16 protein-coding genes and 1 riboswitch are annotated in these 16,109 nt (G+C 56.1%); of the genes, 2 read left to right on the top strand and 14 right to left on the bottom strand.

What is annotated here, in order from left to right:
• Positions 1-41 precede the first annotated feature (41 nt).
• The 10 genes from IEX86_RS18500 to cobO are packed head-to-tail and all read right to left on the bottom strand — an operon-like array spanning position 42 to position 8,845.
• On the bottom strand, positions 42-773 hold the full coding sequence (locus IEX86_RS18500; RefSeq protein ID WP_188867625.1) for an adenosylcobinamide-GDP ribazoletransferase: 732 nt from the start codon (positions 771-773) through the stop codon (positions 42-44).
• Positions 761-1,336, bottom strand: coding sequence for an alpha-ribazole phosphatase family protein (gene cobC, locus IEX86_RS18495; protein ID WP_188867624.1), 576 nt, complete (start codon positions 1,334-1,336; stop codon positions 761-763). Before cobC ends, IEX86_RS18500 begins: the two co-directional genes overlap by 13 nt.
• A complete protein-coding gene (cobT, locus tag IEX86_RS18490; RefSeq protein ID WP_188867623.1) occupies positions 1,333-2,388 on the bottom strand; it encodes a nicotinate-nucleotide--dimethylbenzimidazole phosphoribosyltransferase in 1,056 nt (351 codons plus the stop codon). Before cobT ends, cobC begins: the two co-directional genes overlap by 4 nt.
• On the bottom strand, positions 2,385-2,906 hold the full coding sequence (cobU, locus tag IEX86_RS18485; RefSeq protein WP_188867622.1) for a bifunctional adenosylcobinamide kinase/adenosylcobinamide-phosphate guanylyltransferase: 522 nt from the start codon (positions 2,904-2,906) through the stop codon (positions 2,385-2,387). Before cobU ends, cobT begins: the two co-directional genes overlap by 4 nt.
• Positions 2,903-4,360, bottom strand: a complete 1,458-nt coding sequence (locus IEX86_RS18480) for a cobyric acid synthase (RefSeq protein WP_188867621.1) — start codon at positions 4,358-4,360, stop codon at positions 2,903-2,905. The genes cobU and IEX86_RS18480 overlap by 4 nt, the downstream gene beginning before the upstream one ends.
• Positions 4,357-5,346 (bottom strand): threonine-phosphate decarboxylase CobD, encoded by a 990-nt coding sequence (gene cobD / locus IEX86_RS18475; RefSeq protein ID WP_188867620.1) that lies wholly within the window; start codon positions 5,344-5,346, stop codon positions 4,357-4,359. Before cobD ends, IEX86_RS18480 begins: the two co-directional genes overlap by 4 nt.
• Complete coding sequence (gene cbiB / locus IEX86_RS18470; protein ID WP_188867619.1) at positions 5,339-6,247, bottom strand: adenosylcobinamide-phosphate synthase CbiB; 909 nt, start codon at positions 6,245-6,247, stop codon at positions 5,339-5,341. The genes cobD and cbiB overlap by 8 nt, the downstream gene beginning before the upstream one ends.
• Positions 6,244-6,909 carry a 5,6-dimethylbenzimidazole synthase gene (gene bluB / locus IEX86_RS18465; RefSeq protein ID WP_188867618.1) on the bottom strand — a complete coding sequence of 222 codons (666 nt, stop codon included), beginning with the start codon at positions 6,907-6,909 and terminating at the stop codon, positions 6,244-6,246. The genes cbiB and bluB overlap by 4 nt, the downstream gene beginning before the upstream one ends.
• Complete coding sequence (locus IEX86_RS18460; RefSeq protein ID WP_188867617.1) at positions 6,906-8,207, bottom strand: cobyrinic acid a,c-diamide synthase CobB; 1,302 nt, start codon at positions 8,205-8,207, stop codon at positions 6,906-6,908. The genes bluB and IEX86_RS18460 overlap by 4 nt, the downstream gene beginning before the upstream one ends.
• Entirely contained in the window at positions 8,204-8,845 is a 642-nt protein-coding gene (gene cobO, locus IEX86_RS18455; protein WP_188867616.1) for a cob(I)yrinic acid a,c-diamide adenosyltransferase, read from the bottom strand. The genes IEX86_RS18460 and cobO overlap by 4 nt, the downstream gene beginning before the upstream one ends.
• 117 nt (positions 8,846-8,962) lie before the next feature.
• Positions 8,963-9,159: riboswitch (cobalamin riboswitch) on the bottom strand.
• A 215-nt stretch (positions 9,160-9,374) separates the two neighbouring features.
• Between cobO and IEX86_RS18450 the strand changes: the two genes are divergently transcribed.
• Positions 9,375-9,740, top strand: coding sequence for a 50S ribosome-binding protein YggL (locus IEX86_RS18450; RefSeq protein ID WP_188867615.1), 366 nt, complete (start codon positions 9,375-9,377; stop codon positions 9,738-9,740).
• Positions 9,741-9,797: 57 nt separating this feature from the next.
• Here IEX86_RS18450 and IEX86_RS18445 read toward each other — a convergent pair whose 3' ends face one another.
• A complete protein-coding gene (locus tag IEX86_RS18445) occupies positions 9,798-10,769 on the bottom strand; it encodes a DUF8426 domain-containing protein (protein ID WP_188867614.1) in 972 nt (323 codons plus the stop codon).
• A gap of 460 nt (positions 10,770-11,229) precedes the next feature.
• Here IEX86_RS18445 and IEX86_RS18440 point away from each other — a divergent pair, with 460 nt between their 5' ends.
• Complete coding sequence (locus IEX86_RS18440; protein WP_188867613.1) at positions 11,230-12,096, top strand: metallophosphoesterase family protein; 867 nt, start codon at positions 11,230-11,232, stop codon at positions 12,094-12,096.
• 6 nt (positions 12,097-12,102) lie between these two features.
• On the opposite strand, the gene IEX86_RS18435 is transcribed toward IEX86_RS18440, so the two are convergent.
• From IEX86_RS18435 to IEX86_RS18425, 3 genes are read right to left on the bottom strand one after another with little or no spacing between them, the layout of a single operon-like run.
• Positions 12,103-14,346: a xanthine dehydrogenase family protein molybdopterin-binding subunit gene (locus tag IEX86_RS18435; RefSeq protein WP_188867612.1), complete on the bottom strand. Its 2,244-nt coding sequence runs from the start codon at positions 14,344-14,346 to the stop codon at positions 12,103-12,105.
• Positions 14,343-14,825 (bottom strand): (2Fe-2S)-binding protein, encoded by a 483-nt coding sequence (locus IEX86_RS18430; RefSeq protein ID WP_188867611.1) that lies wholly within the window; start codon positions 14,823-14,825, stop codon positions 14,343-14,345. The genes IEX86_RS18435 and IEX86_RS18430 overlap by 4 nt, the downstream gene beginning before the upstream one ends.
• Complete coding sequence (locus tag IEX86_RS18425; RefSeq protein WP_229685410.1) at positions 14,822-16,009, bottom strand: c-type cytochrome; 1,188 nt, start codon at positions 16,007-16,009, stop codon at positions 14,822-14,824. The genes IEX86_RS18430 and IEX86_RS18425 overlap by 4 nt, the downstream gene beginning before the upstream one ends.
• Between the last annotated feature and the right edge of the window lie 100 nt (positions 16,010-16,109).

Below are 16,109 nucleotides of genomic sequence, written 5' to 3'. Positions count from 1 at the left end.
GAGACGTGCAGAAAACGCCGCCCTTGAGGCGGCGTTTTTATTCAGGCACTTGTCAGGGCTAGTACCACCAAAACACCGCACTCCAACAGCTCAACCAATGCGCCCGCAGTATCACCGGTGGTGCCTCCCAAACGCTTCATGAACTCATGCCGGAGCCACATGAAGAGCAAGGTCGCAGTCAGCAAAGCCACAAAACTCTCACGTATCACAAGCAGCATGATGATGACATGGGCCGCTAGCACAAGGCGCAGCAATCGCCTCGGCATATGATCTACCAGAACCTGACCCAAGCCTCCGGGCCTGGCGTAAGGGGTCATGAGCAGCAGAGCAGGCAGAGCCGCACGCGCAAGCCAAGGCACCAGCAGAATTGCATCGAGCTGATGCCGTTCAAGCAATACGTAAAGTGCCGCGAATTTAAGCAGAAGGATGACAACCAATGCTACGACCGCTATCGGGCCGGAGCGAGGGTCCTTCATGATTGATAGGGTGCGCTCACGATCACCAAAGCCACCCACCCAGGCATCTGCCGTATCCGCCAGACCGTCCAGATGCAGTGCTCCTGTTAAGGCTACCCATAGAGCTAGAATAATAGCGGCCTGCAGTATAGGGGCTGCCTGTCCAAGCAGGTTAGCGATCAGCCATAAAAGCGTACCAATTAACACGCCTACCATGGGGTACCAAAGCAGTGACTCTCCGTTTTTTTCCGGCGCAGGCATACCGGGCAAACGTACCGGCAGGCGAGTCAGAAACTGCAGGGCAATCAGGAAGGACATGGCTGATACGCACCACCTAAGACGGATACATCGAAGGCATGAAGACTGGAATACGGTACTTCTACCTGCAGCAAATCCTTGCGAGCAAGTCCTTGCTGTCGCGCCAGTAACAATCGGATCACACCGCCGTGAGTTACCACCAGCGTGCGTGCCTCGGCTGCATGAAATGTTATACGCTGCATCGCCTCCAGTACGCGCTGCTCGAACTGTGCAACAGGCTCTCCGTTAGGCGGCGTGTAGCCATAGGGATCAGCCCAGAACAGGCCCAAGGCGTCAGCCTGATCCTGCATCAGCTCCGCCGCGGTACGCCCCTCCCAGTCACCGAAATCCAGCTCACGCAGGCCAGCCTCAACTTCGCACCTCACACCCTGCATTTGGGCAAGCCATTCAGCAAATGCCCGGCATCGCTCAAGCGGTGAGCTGACGATCAGATCCCATGGCGGCAAGGCCGAAACGGTAGCCCGCATACTAGACCAGCCCTGCTCCGAAAGCGGATGATCCAGACGTCCACGAAAACCGCCCGGCCCCAGTGTTTCACCATGCCTTAGCAGAAACACGCTCATGCCGGGCGATCCGATACACTGGCCTCGGCAAACGTTGCCATCTCGCCATGCAGGCGGCACGCCAGTTGAAGTAAGGGAACAGCCAAGGCTGCGCCACTGCCTTCGCCCAGGCGCAGGCCTAACTCGATTAGTGGCTGCGCATTAAGAGACTCAAGCACAAGCGCGTGGCCTGGTTCGGCGCCACTGTGGGCAAACAACAGCCATTCACGTCCGGTGGGGCTCATGCGCACTGCACATAAAGCAGCAACAGAACTGATAAAACCATCAACAAGCGCTGGAACCCCTTCCTGCATACAGGCAAGGTAAGCGCCTACCAAAGCAGCAATCTCAAAGCCGCCCAAGCGGCGCAACACTTTGAGCGGATTGCTCAGGGATTCGGCATGACGTAGCAGACCCCGCTGAATAACGGCGACCTTCAGGGCGATACCGTCCGCATTAAGCCCTGTGCCTGGCCCCGTCATGGCAATAGGCGAAGCCTCCAGCAGTGCGCAGGCCATTGCGCTGGCAGCCGTGGTGTTACCAATGCCCATCTCACCTCCGATGAACAGCTGAACACCATTGGCCTTGGCGTTAAGAACGCTGTCTCGCCCGGCTTGCAAGGCTGCTTCGCATTGAGCAACGGTCATGGCTGGCTCACGGGTAAAATTGGCAGTGCCTGGGCCGAGCGGCAGACTGACTACTCCCGGAAGTACCTCCATTGGTTCAGCAGTCCCCAGATTGATGACCTCCAGCGGAGCCTTGAGCGCGCGAGCCAGGATACTGATAGCAGCGCCGCCGCCAACAAAGTTGCGCAACATCTCACCTGTGACCGCCTGAGGATAGGCGGATACACCCTCCTCTACGACACCGTGATCCCCTGCAAACACACTGATTGCCACACGCTCGATAATAGGCCGCTCACAACCCTGCATGGCTGCCAGATCGATCGCAACCTGCTCCAAAAGGCCAAGCGCTCCGCGAGGTTTGGTCAGCTGCGCCTGTCGGGCCGTTGCCATCTGGCGTGCATGCTCATCCAATGGCTGACAGGGCGTCTGCCACCAGTACTGCGTCATAGAGGGGCTCCTTTGAGCGTCATGGGCAAACCTGCCACAGTAAACACAACACGATCGCACTGCTGGGCCAAAGCCTGATGTAGCCAGCCTGCCTCATCGACATAGCGCCGAGTCAACTCACCCAGCGGCACTACGCCCATGCCTGTCTCGTTACTAACCAAGATAATACGGCCAGGCAACTCAGGTAACGTTTGCAGCAAAGCCGCCCGCTCACGGGCGAGCTTTTCGGCATCATCCGCCATCAGGAGATTTGTCAGCCAGAGGGTCAGGCAATCTACCAGCAGGCAGCGGTCAGGCGATGCGTGGGCACCAAGTACGGAAGCCAGCTGAAGGGGCTCTTCCACTAACCCCCATTCAACGGGTCGGCGGTCAGCATGTTGCGTAATGCGAGAGCGCATTTCGCCATCCCATGCCTGGGCAGTAGCGATATAGGTTACATCCAGGCCCGAGTTAGCCGCCAAGCCCTCTGCAAGACGGCTCTTGCCGGAACGCGCGCCTCCTAGGATCAGTTCCTTCATTTGTTAAATCCACACAAGGCTCGCAACGCTACGGTGTCGAGGTGCTTATCGATCAGGTCCGCCAACCGCTCAAGATCACGCTCTCGCAACGCATGGTAGTCGACCCGTTCGGGCTCGCTCAGGCCAGCCCAACGTAATAAGGTTGTGCAGGCTTCAGGTGACTCGAATAACCCATGCAGATAGGTCCCCATGATTAGCCCATCCTCACTGAGTGCTCCGTCACAGCGTCCGCCCTCCAGCATAATGGCAGGCCGCTCCAGGGCTGCACCCTCGGTCACGCCGGCATGAATTTCATACCCTGTCACAGCAGATCTGGTCATGGTCAAATGCCCTGAAACATTCCTGAGCTGCTTTTCAGCTGCCAACTCAGTGCGCATATCGAGCATATCAAGGCCTGCACTATCACCCGGCTCACCTTCCAACCCAAGCGGATCGCTTACGGTACGGCCCAGCATCTGGTAGCCGCCACAGATGCCCAGCACACGTCCACCGTAACGGAGATGCCGCTGGATAGCAGCGTCCCAGCCCTGCTTGCGCATAAAGGCCAGATCACCCCGCACACTTTTCGAGCCTGGGAGAATGACCAGATCGCAAGGAGGTAACGATTGGCCTTGCCGCACGAACGCGATTTCGACCTGAGGATGCAGCCGTAGCGGATCAAAGTCAGTGTGATTGCTGATGCGTGGAAAGACCGGCACCACTACACGAACAACCTCGTCTCGCTTACTGACCTGCCGCGTATCGACGGCATCTTCGGCTTCCAGGTGCAAGTCGTGTAAATAAGGCAAGACGCCCAATACCGGCTTTCCAGTACGCGCCTCAAGCCAGTCCAGACCTGGCTTGAGCAACGCAATATCGCCGCGGAAACGGTTGATCACGAATCCCGCCACACGCTGCTGCTCAGACTCGCTCAGGAGCGCCAGCGTACCTACAAGATGAGCAAAAACACCGCCCCGGTCGATATCGGCAACCAGGATAACCGGGCAATCTACGCTTTCGGCAAAGCCCATATTGGCAATGTCGCCTTCGCGTAGATTAATTTCCGCCGGCGAACCTGCGCCCTCCACCATGACTACGTCGTAACGACCTGCCAGACGCGCATGGGACTCCAGCACAGCCTCGCGAGCGATACGCTTGTAGCCGTGATAAGCCTTGGCATCCATGGTAGCCACTGCACGGCCATGAATGATGACTTGAGCGCCAACGTCCGTATTGGGCTTTAGCAGCACCGGATTCATATCGGTATGGGGCGCGACTCCACACGCTTGAGCCTGCACAGCTTGGGCGCGCCCTATTTCACCATTGTCAGCCGTGACTGCGCTGTTAAGCGCCATGTTTTGCGGCTTGAATGGTACGACGGCAACCCCCTGCCGTTTTAACCAACGACATAAGCCCGCCACCAGCGTGCTCTTGCCTGCATCAGAGGTGGTGCCTTGCACCATCACGGTAGTCATAAGGAATCCTTGTATTCCTGCAGGGCCTGGGCAAGCCGTTCCCACTCCGCCTCGTCACCGGAAAGGCCAAAGCGAATACCGGGTATGGCCGGAAAAAACCGCGTAAGGATTGCACGTCTTGCCAGGAACTCATGAATAGCCCCCGCGTCCGCGCGAGCCAGCCACTGAAACAGGCCGCAGCCGCCATTCGGTGCTAAACCGTGGGCTGTGAGTAGATCTGCCAGGCGCAATCCGGCGGCTGTAAGCGCGGTGCGCTGCCGCTCATGCCCGCTCACATCAAGCAGGATGCCACGTGCGACAGCCCGGGCTGGGCCGCTTACCGCCCAGGGCCCAAGAATATCCTCTAACTGATCAAGCAGTTTTTTCTCCGCCGCCGCAAAGCCCAGACGAATCCCGGCAAGGCCGAAAAATTTCCCGAATGATCTCAGTACAATCAAGCCCGGCAGCCTTGTCTCAGGTGCCAGACTGTAGGCAGGAAAGAGGTCCATGAACGCTTCATCCACTACGAGCCAGCCCCCTCGACGGGCTAGGCTGGCATGCCAGCGAAGCAACTGTTCAGGCTTAAAGAGGTGCCCGGTCGGATTGTTCGGGTTGACCAACACCAGAACGTCAAGCGTATCCAGCGCTGCGTCTACATCGTCGAGCCGCATGGGAGTAACACTATGCCCGGCTCGCGTCCAGGCACGCTCATGTTCGGCGTAGCAAGGTGACAACACCCCAACCCGGCCGGTGGGCCGCAGAGTGGGCAGCGCCTGTATAACGGCCTGGGAACCCGCCACAGGCAATACATTTGGAGCGCCGTAGTAGTGAGCAGCAGCCTGTTCCAGACCATCGTTTGTCTCAGGTAGACGCGCCCATGCCGAGAGCGGCACGTGGGGTATTGCCCAGGGTGTAGGCGCAAGCCCGGTCGACAGATCAAGCCAGTCCTCTAGCGGGATGCCATAGCGCTGCGCTGCATTGCGCAAACGACCGCCATGCTCAAGCACTGATCAAGCCCCCTATTATGATAAGGCCGACCCACAGCATGACGCCCCGGCGAACCAACAGTAGCGCCATATCGACGCTATGCGCTGTGGGTGCGGGGCCGAGCCCTAGAACGGGGCGATCATGCAGCTCCCCGTGATAGCGTGCCGCGCCTCCCAGGGCCACACCCAGCGCACCGGCACCTGCTGCCATGACCGGCCCTGCGTTAGGGCTGTCCCAACGGGGCGCCTGTGTGCGCCAGCAATGCAGAGCAGAGCCAAAATTACCCAACAAGGCGTACGTTAGCGCAACCAGCCGGGCTGGCACATAATTAAGCACATCATCAATACGCGCAGCAGCCCAGCCAAAGCGCTCAAAGCGGGCATTACGGTACCCCCACATAGCATCCAGCGTATTGGCCAGTCGGTATAAAACTACGCCAGGAGCACCTAGGAGAACAAACCAGAATAATGCTGCAAATACCGCGTCGCTTCCGTTTTCCAATACAGACTCCGTACCGGCCCGCGCCACGGCCTCCTCATCAAGCTCAGAGGTCTCGCGACTGACTACATACCCGACACGGCGACGCGCCTCTTCCAGATTATTGCGCCGTAGGGCAAGGGCAATCGGCTTGGCATGCTCGCCCAGGCTTTTGAGGCCCAGCGCAAAATACAAGGCCAGCGCCTCGACCAGCCAGCCTAGGTAAGGAATCTGATCAAGCAAGGTAACCAGAATGATCCACGGCAGTACTGCTATACACCAAGCCGTCAGGCCGTGGCTACGCCAACCTCCTCCGCCCGGATTGAAACGACGCTCCAGCGCGCTGGCCCAACGGCCAAATCCTACCAAGGGGTGCCAGCGTCGTGGCTCGCCCAGCACTGTATCCAGCAACACACCTAAAAAGGTGGTCAGGGCCAGAATCATGTCTTTTCACTCTCCTTGGCAAAACCCCAGCGGTTTTCGAATACAAGCTCATCGAGCGGGCGCGGCGTTCGCCAGCCTTCCTCAACCAGCATAGGTTGGTTATAAAACGCCTCTACAGGCCCCAGGCACAAGATAGCCAGTGGCTTACTGCCCTCTGGCATGCCCAGCAACTCAGCCACGGCAATAGGATCGAAAAGTGAAACCCACCCCATCCCAAGCCCCTCGGCACGCGCTGCCAGCCATAGGTTTTGAATGGCGCAGGACAACGAGGCCACATCCATTTCCGGCATGGTACGCCGTCCAAAGACATGGACTTCACGGCCGTCCATGAGGGCTGCGACCAAAAGCTCGGCACACTCCTTTATGCCTTCCACTTTTAAGCGCATGAATTCATCACTGCGCTCGCCCAGTGCCTCAGCCGTACAGATACGCTCGGAATCGACTAATCGGTACAGCTCAGTACGCAGCGCCATGTCAGTGATCCGCATAAAGCGCCAAGGCTGCATGAGGCCCACACTAGGGGCCTGGTGAGCAGCGCTTAACAACCGGCGCAGCTGGTCTTCCGGTATATGACCGCCGCTGAAATGGCGCATGTCCCGGCGCTCGGCAATGGCGCGATAGACGCCCTTCTGCTCGGCTGAAGTAAAGGCGTGAGGATTCATGGCTTTAGCAAGGCAGCGGCCGCTTCAGGTGCGGATGGCATATAGAAGTGGATGTAGCTGGCTGTCAGACGCCCCTGCTGGAATACTGACTCTGCCGTTGCCTTGCCATTGGGGCAGACACCACGCAATGTTGGCACCAGCGAAGACTCCAGTGAGGAATGATGATAGGTATGCCCCCGTAACGTACCGCTATCAAAGGCAACGCTTTGCAGGGCCAGTGCCGTTAGGCGTGGTTGCAATGTAGCCTCTCCTTGCAGAAGGCCGACCATCTCGCCTTGCTCGCCCGTCTTGTCGGCCAGGCGCTCCAGGAGATAAAGCATTCCGCCGCATTCTGCCAGAATGGGCTTTCCAGCAGCATGATGCGCTCGGATAGCAGCCTGCATCGCAACATTTCCAGACAGCGTCTGGATATGTAATTCAGGATAACCACCAGGTAGATAAAGGCTGTCAACCTCCGGTAACTGCTGATCCTGCAACACTGAGAAATACCGAATCTCAGCACCCATGGCGCTCAGGAGTTCAAGGTTCGCTTGATAGAGAAAGGATAAGGCAGCGTCTCGCGCAACCCCAATGCGTACGTCGGCCAACAATGGTTCGACCTTGGCTTGCATAGGCGCGTGGAATAACACAGGCGCGGGCAACGATGTATCAGCACTGGCTGCAATGGCGTCTGCTGCAGCGTCCAGACGCGCATCTAGGTCCGTCAGTTCATCTGCCTGGATTAACCCAAGGTGCCGGCTCGGCAATTCAATACCTGAGTTACGCGGCAAGGCACCAAACCAACGCATATTGTTTGGGAGACTAGCCTTGAGCAACTCGGTCTGTCGTGCACTGGAGCCCCGATTAGCCAACACACCCGCAAAAGGCAGGTCCGCCTGATAATGCGCCAATCCATAAGCCAGGGCGCCAAATGTCTGCGCCATGCCTGTCGCTTCAATGACACCCAGCACTGGCACATTGAAGCGGCGTGCCAGATCGGCACTGGAGGGCGTACCATCGAACAGCCCCATGACGCCTTCGATAAGGATCAAGTCAGCCTCGCCCGCCGCCTCCCATAGCAGTCGACGGCTCTGTTCTTCGCCTACCATCCACAGATCGAGCTGATAAACCGGCGCACCGCTTGCGCGAGCCAGAATCATCGGATCGAGAAAGTCCGGGCCGCATTTGAATACGCGAACCTTGCGGCCCTGCCTGACATGCAGGCGTGCCAAAGCTGCCGTCACGCTGGTCTTGCCCTGGCCAGAAGCTGGCGCGGCGATCAGAAGCGCCGGGCACTGACGATTTTCATACACACTCAAAATTCGATTCCTTTCTGGGCGCGAATGCCACTTTGGAAGGCATGCTTGACCAAGCCCATCTCGCTCACGGTATCCGCCGCATCAATCAGTGCCTGTGGAGCACCACGGCCTGTCACCACAACATGCTGGGATACAGGGCGAGCCTTGATGTCTGCCAGCACTTTTTCAACACTCAAGTAGCCATGCTTGAACGCAATGTTCAGCTCATCAAGCACTACAAGTGCTATTTCAGGATCATTCAAGAGTTCAATAGCCACTTCCCAAGCCTTGGCAGCACGTTCTATATCCTGCTGGCGATCCTGTGTTTCCCATGTAAATCCCTGGCCCATCACGTGATAACGGACCTCTTCCGGGAAACGTTGGAAGAACAGCTGCTCGCCTGTACTGACGCGCCCCTTGATGAACTGTACAACGCCTACCTTTAGTCCATGACCCAACGCGCGGGCAACCATGCCAAAGGCAGAGCTGCTTTTGCCCTTGCCGATACCGGTATGCACCAGCAACAAACCACGCTCATCCTGGGCATTAGCAATGCGCTCATCCATGACAGCTTTTTTGCGCACCATACGCTCACGGTGGCGCTCATCGCGCGCCTCATCAGACGGCAAAGAATTTGGGAGTTCAGGGGTATCACTCATGACGCTCTCCTTCAGGCAAGGGCTGAGGCGAACGGAAAGATCTGATCCGCAAGGATACAGACGAGGCAACGACGCACCACGCCATTAGCGGTGTGCGACGATCAATGCCCTCCGCATTGCCGTGTAACGCCTGAGGCCGGTCTCCGGGCTTGTGAGCGGAAAACTCCTCCGTCGCGCCTTCCCAGACGGCTGTCCAGTGGCCTGTGCGACGTTCAACTCACCTACCGTTGCGGGGGCAGCGCCGGCTTATTACCGGCTTCCCTGTTTCACCTCGTCGACCCACGTCACGAGGCACCTCAAGCAGACGCGCAGGTTACGGGCAAGCCCTGGGAGCGTCAACGAAAGTCATGGCAAATAGGATAAATCTTTATCCTGAAATACCTGCCGGAACGACGAATTCATTTCTCCTTCTCGTCACCGGACTATCATATTCGATAGCCATGCTGGCCTAAGGTGGTGATAATGCGCCGCTTTCCATCCAGTCATTTACTTTGGCTGGCCATGAAGTTATCGAGCTACAGGTCTCTCTATGTCTGAATCCACTGCCAACGATCCCCGTCTCAGCCGCATGAAGCGCCGTATCCGCAAAAAGCTTTACCTGGGCGAATTCCAGGAGCTAGCGTTTGAACTCAAGGCTGATTTCAAAGAATCCCTTGAAGAAGAAGCGCTTGAAGCGCTGCTGAGCGATTTCGTTGATTACGTCGAGTCTCTCAACCTGGACTACATGGGCGGCTTCGGCGAAACGTGGATCGAAGGCACCATCATGGCGAACAAGCGTTACGGCTCGCCCACTGAAGAAGATCGCCAAGCCCTGACTGACTGGCTCAAGGCACGCAAGGAAGTGGCAACCGCCTCTGCCAGCGAACTCTATGATGCCTGGCACTTTGAAGATTAATAGGTCATTGTGAAAAAGCCCCGGCTAAATGCTGGGGCTTTTTTATTTTCGCCTTAGTCAGGATGCTGGCCAGTAGATCCGCGTCAGTGGGATCATTGACTTCAGCTCCAGATCCAGGGATTCATAGTGCACCAGCAGTATATCGACGAGCTGGTCCATATCCATCAATGCCACTAAATGATCGGCACGCTCAGCTTCATAGGTAGCCTCCTGATTGAAGCCGCATGTGCTGACAAAGATACCCTTGTCGCCGGCCTTCAGGCAGTCCAGGAGTTCGCGCAATACCTCACCATTTACCACACCTTGGCGATGCTCAACCCGGACCTTTACATGGGGTGGGTGCAGTCCCAAACCATCTAGAGAGGCCTCGACAGCCAAACCGCTATTGGACGGATGAGGCTGTTTCGTGACAAACCCCATGGCGCGCACCAGACCGGCTACCAGCTGAATGATCTGCGCCTCAGAGAGGCAGTCGATTCGGTCAGCGATCAATTCGCGGGCCTGCGTCTCCATATCCTGACGGGCACTCAAGATACTTTGCGCCTCTTGCTCGCCAGGCTGAAAGTCGCCTCGGCTAAGCGAATCAAGTTGCTGCCAGATTTCCTGGCGTAGCTGACAACTCTGCACCGCACCCAATGCATTACGTGCCTTGACGCTGAGCTGCGAACGGGGAATCTGTGCATACCATTGGACTTGTCTCAGGTTAGGCCATTCCTCACATTCAAGCGGATCATAGCTATATCCACCCGTGACGTGTCCCAACCAGTATTGACGCGTCTTGTGGTCATACACCACTACAGCATCGCCTACCTTGATGTCATGGGTCAGTGTTTTGAGAGCAGATGCCCATGTGTCCAGCATCGACTCTTTATGCTGAGGCGTATATTCGGAAAGTTTGATCTTGATTGCTTTTTCATCGGGATAAGCACGTAGATCGCCTAGCTTGGGCCAACCCAATGCAATGACACCACGGCGCAAGGCCTCATACAGCGCGCGCGCCTCTACTTCGATCTTCCACGCTTGGTTCATAGCAGTGCGCTTCCGTTAACCTGCAGACGCCTCGCTTTAAGAAGCAACTGCACATTCTGGTGAAAAATCAGTAATCAAGTTTGTAACCAGACCAAAATCCGGGAAGCGATGACGTCCAAAACGCCCGTGATATGTTACAAGTCGGAAATTATGAAGTAGTGCCAATCCTGAATGACGGCAAGCGTTGGAGATGGATTTCTACTCAACGATGAGAAATCTTTAGCATTTTCTTAGATAAAAGCATCACATATTTTTTCCTGATACATATGAGCGGACATCAGATGTCGCTTTTCATCGATAATGCAGTTGATACGGTTTATCGAAAAAACCTGGCACTTAAAGCATTGATGCAGCCAGGTTATCCCAACGCGTATCACCCCCTTAACCGTTATCAGGCCGAACAATCGAATTCTCGTCGCACATTAGCGTCGTAACTTCACACTGACAGTACGCATTTCTCATGACAACTATCCTGCAAATCTCCGATACCCACTTCGGCACCGAGCAACAATCCGTACTCGACGCTCTGGAAGATCATGTGCGCGAACATGGCGCTGACTTGCTCATTCTTTCCGGAGATATCACACAGCGAGCACGAGATAAGCAATTCGAAGCCGGGCAAGCCTATGTGCAGCGTCTTGAGAAATACGGCATCCCCGCCACGCTAGTGATACCGGGGAATCACGACATCCCGCTCTATAACATCTTTGCCCGCTTCCTCTCGCCCTATGCCAACTACAAGCGTCATTTCGGGAATGATCTTGAGCCGGTGTACGAAGATGAGAATTTGCTGGTCATTGGGTTGAATACCACGCATCCCAAACGGCGTAAGGATGGTGCCGTTACCGCTGAGCAAGTTCAACGGGTCGTCCAGCGTCTAGGCAAGAGCTCAAAAGACAAATTGCGCATCGTCGTGGCGCACCAACCTTTCGGCGCCATGGTTCAGAGTGACTTGAGCAACCTACAGGGCGGCGCAGAAGATGCACTTAGTGCCTGGGCCGATGCCGGGCTGGACCTGGTTATGGGAGGACATATCCACCTGCCCTATGTGCTTCCACTAACTGATCAGTATCCTGACTTATCCCGTGAGATCTGGATCGTACAGGCAGGCACAACGCTCTCCTCTCGTGTGCGTGGCAGTGCACCTAATTCATTCAATCGGCTGATCGTGGGCGAAGGTGAGGCTAAATGCGTTGAGGTAGAACGGTGGGACTTTATAGACGGCCGCTTTACCGTTGCCGAGCGCTTTAACCTCACCTGGAAAGCTGAAGAGCAAGCGCTGGAAACTGACCGCCACGAGGTTCTGGTTCCAGGCGGTCAGCAGTAATAAAAATCACGTCTGCATGGCTTCGGTTAAACGCTCCCTCGTTAGAGGCACCTGGCGCAACCGTAGCCCTGTTGCATCGAATACAGCATTGGCAATAGCAGCAGGCACTGCCGCAGAAGTCGCCTCGCCCGCTCCAACGGAGGGCTGGTCTGGCTGATCAATCAACACGATGTCGATTTCCGGCAACTCATGGAAAGCCAATACAGGATAAGCCCCCCATTCCAGACTGGTCACCCCGGTAGGATTGAAGGTTACCTCCTGCTTGAGCGTTCGCGCTGTAGCCTGGATAACGTTCCCTTCAATCTGATTCCTTACACCGTCTGGATTGACGATGAGCCCGCAATCATGGGCAACCGTAATACGGTTGATCCTTACTCCGGCCAGGCTAACCGCGACATCGGCAACCACAGCAACATAAGCATTTTCGTTCTCATACTGAACGTAACTGACTCCCCTTCCCTGCGCGAGCTCCCCTGTCCAGCGGCGGCGACTCATGCTTCGAGGTGTCCAGCGAGCCTGCTGGACTACAGTTTCAAGTACCACACGCCCGCGTGGGTCTTGTAGATAGCGCAGTCGAAACGCCAAGGGATCAACCGAGGCCGCCCATGCCAGCTCGTCCATGAAAGACTCGTTCGCAAAGGTATTTGCCACTGCCCCCAAACCACGCAGCGCCGAGGGCCTTAAAGGCGAGTCCAGCGGATCGATCCAGTGAGTTTCAACACGACAATTCACCAAGGTATAGTTCACTACGGCATTGCGATCCCCACCGGCATTAGGGCCTTGAACCACGAGTCCTTGCGAGAGTTGTCCGGCCAGCAAGGAGGCCGCGCCGGCCTTTGCATTGGGCCGGGTAACGTGAGTAGGCGTCCAGTTCTGAAAATGCCATGCAATCAGATCGCCTGAGGCATTCATCCCTCCCTGCAGCTGCATCAGCATTGCAGGCCCCTTGGGATTCCAACCGTGTTCGTCAGCCCTTGACCATTGCACCCGTACGGGGCGGCCACAGTATTTGGACAACAATGCAGCATCACCTGCTGCATCATCCGCTCCGTTATGCCCGTAGCATCCTGAGGCTTGGCTATAGATAACATGTACGGCCTCTCTATCCAGTCGCAGCAAGTCGGCCAATGCGGACCGTAAGGGATAAACGCCCTGAGTGCCCGACCAGATAGTGGCCGAGTCCGCTCTCACATCTGCAATAGCACACGATGGACCAATTGAGTCATGGTTTTGAAACGGCCAGCGATACTCCGCCGAGATAACATGGGCGGCTTGTCCCATATGCTCGCTGACATCACCGTACTCGATTAACACTTCAGGCTTACCGGCTACATGACGCAGACGGTCATACAAATCACCAGGGTTGGGCAAGGTGGAGGTATAACTCCAGGTCACCTTGAGCGCACGAGCAGCCTGCATGGCTACCCACTCCTGCTCCGCAACTACACCTACGAAGTTGCCTTCATAAATGAGTCGAGCGCCCGCCGGCAGTTCACTGGCATCAAGGTTTTCAATTTTTAATCCATCAAGGCGGCTGGCACCTGTGATCGGAGGACGAATCACTCGGCCATGCACCATGCCTGGAACACTTAAATCATGAACGTAGCGGAACTGGCCGAATACCTTGGCGGGAATGTCTACCCGTGGGACAGACTGACCTACAATTCGATAGTTTTTTGATTCTCGAATACTAAAGCTTTCACCTACCGGACTATCAAAGGCTCCACCGGTCAACAGGTCGGTATAGCGAACATAACGGCCCGAGGGATCGCCCCGGTAGATGACACATCCCTCTATAGTATCGAGCATCGATTTATCGAGCCCCATGCGGCGTGCGCCTTCATCAAGAAGATACTGCCGCGCAGAAGCGGCTGCACGACGTAACTGAGCACCACCCACCTGAATCGTTTTGCTACCTGCCGTAATGCCTTGATCGGGCGTCAATTGTGTATCACCCTGGATCAAAACCGTCGACTCGAACAGGACGCATAGCTCTTCCGCAACAATCTGGCGCAGCGCTGTCTCAACGCCAGTGCCTAGCTCTACCTTTCCACTATAAACAATGACCTGCCCATCCTGACGAATGGCCAGCCAGGCATCCAGCTGTCGGACATCAAGACTTTTCTGCATTTGTTCGACTGAACGATCCGGTGTTAATAGCTCGGTAGCCAGAGCGCCGTCGAAACGGAACCCCACCACTAAAGCAGATAGCCCTTGCAGGAAACTCCGGCGTGAAATGCAAAAGGTCATGGACGTCCCTCTTCCCTGCGCATAATCCCAGCAGCACGCTGAATCGCCTTGACGATACGGATATGTGTTCCGCAGCCACACAGATTGCCAGCAAGAGCCTGCCTGACCTGCTCGTCAGTGGGAGAACTGTTTTGTGCAAGCAAAGCCTGTGCACTCATCAGCATGCCTGGAATGCAATACCCGCATTGGGCGGCCTGCTCGTCGATAAAGGCCTGCTGCAGAGGATGTGGGCGCTCAGGCGTCCCCAGACCTTCAACCGTCACTATCTTCTGGCTCGCCAATGATCCGACCGGCACACAGCAGGCGCGTACAGGGCGGCCATCTGCCAGGACAGTGCAGGCCCCACATTCACTCAGGCCACACCCGAACTTGGGACTGATAATGCCTAAGTCGTTGCGCAGTACATATAACAGCGGCGTTCGAGGATCGACGTCTATTTCATAAGTCGTATCATTGACAATCAATACATGCATGCTCATTGCCCGGCTCCTGCTGTACGTTGACGAGCTACATCCTGAGCGGAAAAAACCCGGGCGTGACCACCAAACTGGTGGCCAATATACGTGGCCAGCCTTGCAATCTGGTCGTCACTCAAAAGCGCACGATAGCCAGGCATAAAGGCCTCATCCTGTATCCCCCTTCGCTCAATGCCTTCAAGTATTACGCGAACAAGGTTCGTCCCGTCCGGGTCACGCACAGCGGAGTAGTTTGGAAATGAGCGCGGATAAGGTCCTCCCAAACCTTTTCCGTCAGGGTGATGACAGCTTTCACATAACGACACGAAAAGCGCTTCGGTATCTGTATCGTCAGGCTTTACAGCCATGGTGCTGATTTCGGTACGCGCCGGTACAGCGCCCGGTTTCTCCGGCACACTACGCAGGTAAGCCACCATAGCGTTGAGGTCGTCATCGGTCAGGAAACGCAGGCTGTCGCTAACAACTTGCGCCATAGGCCCACCGGCTACAGCCTCGCCTCGCTGATGGCCATTGCGCAGATAACTCATCAGCTTTTCATTACTCCAGCCACCTATGCCTCGAGGGTCCGCCGTAATATTCCAGGCCGTCCAACCCTGCTGTTGAGCACCGGCATAATGCTGTGAGCGGTCCAGCCCCTGACTCCAGGTACGCGGCGTGTGGCATTCACCACAGTGTCCCAATGCCTCGCTCAAATAGGCCCCACGACTGATCTGCTCGTTTGCAGATACTTCGTTGAAGCGTCCCTCGCGAAAGTTGAGCAGCTTCCAGCCCTTGACTATCCAACGCTGATTAAAAGGAAACCGTAATTCATTTCCAGGAGGCGTATAGACAACACTTGGCCGGGATCTCAGATAAGCCAGAATGGACAGGACATCGTTACGGGACAACCACGTATAGGCCGTATACGGAAAGGCTGGGTACAAGTGGGTACCATCAGGCCGGATACCTTTATGCATCGCATCGAGAAACTGCTCATCACTCCAGGCACCGATGCCTGTTGTGTTCTCAGGTGTGATATTGGTCGAATACAGCGTGCCGAATGGGGTGAGAAACGGAACACCACCAGCAAAGGGCAAGCCGTCCTTACGGGTATGACAGCTTTGGCAATTACCAAGCCGGGTCAGGTACTCGCCCCGCTTCGCATCAATGGCTGCCCCTTCTTCTGCCCAGACAGAATAGTTGGGCATGGCGAGCAATAACAAAAGCAGGGCTTTACACAAAGCCCGCCTGAAAGGAGGGCTTGAACCCATCGGCTATCGTCCTGTTTCTTCTATTTTTTCACCTGCC

This window comes from Pseudomonas asuensis (assembly GCF_014646755.1).
In the GTDB taxonomy this organism is placed as follows: Bacteria; Pseudomonadota; Gammaproteobacteria; order Pseudomonadales; family Pseudomonadaceae; genus Chryseomonas; species Chryseomonas asuensis.
This window is presented reverse-complemented; position numbering and strand designations above follow the sequence as displayed.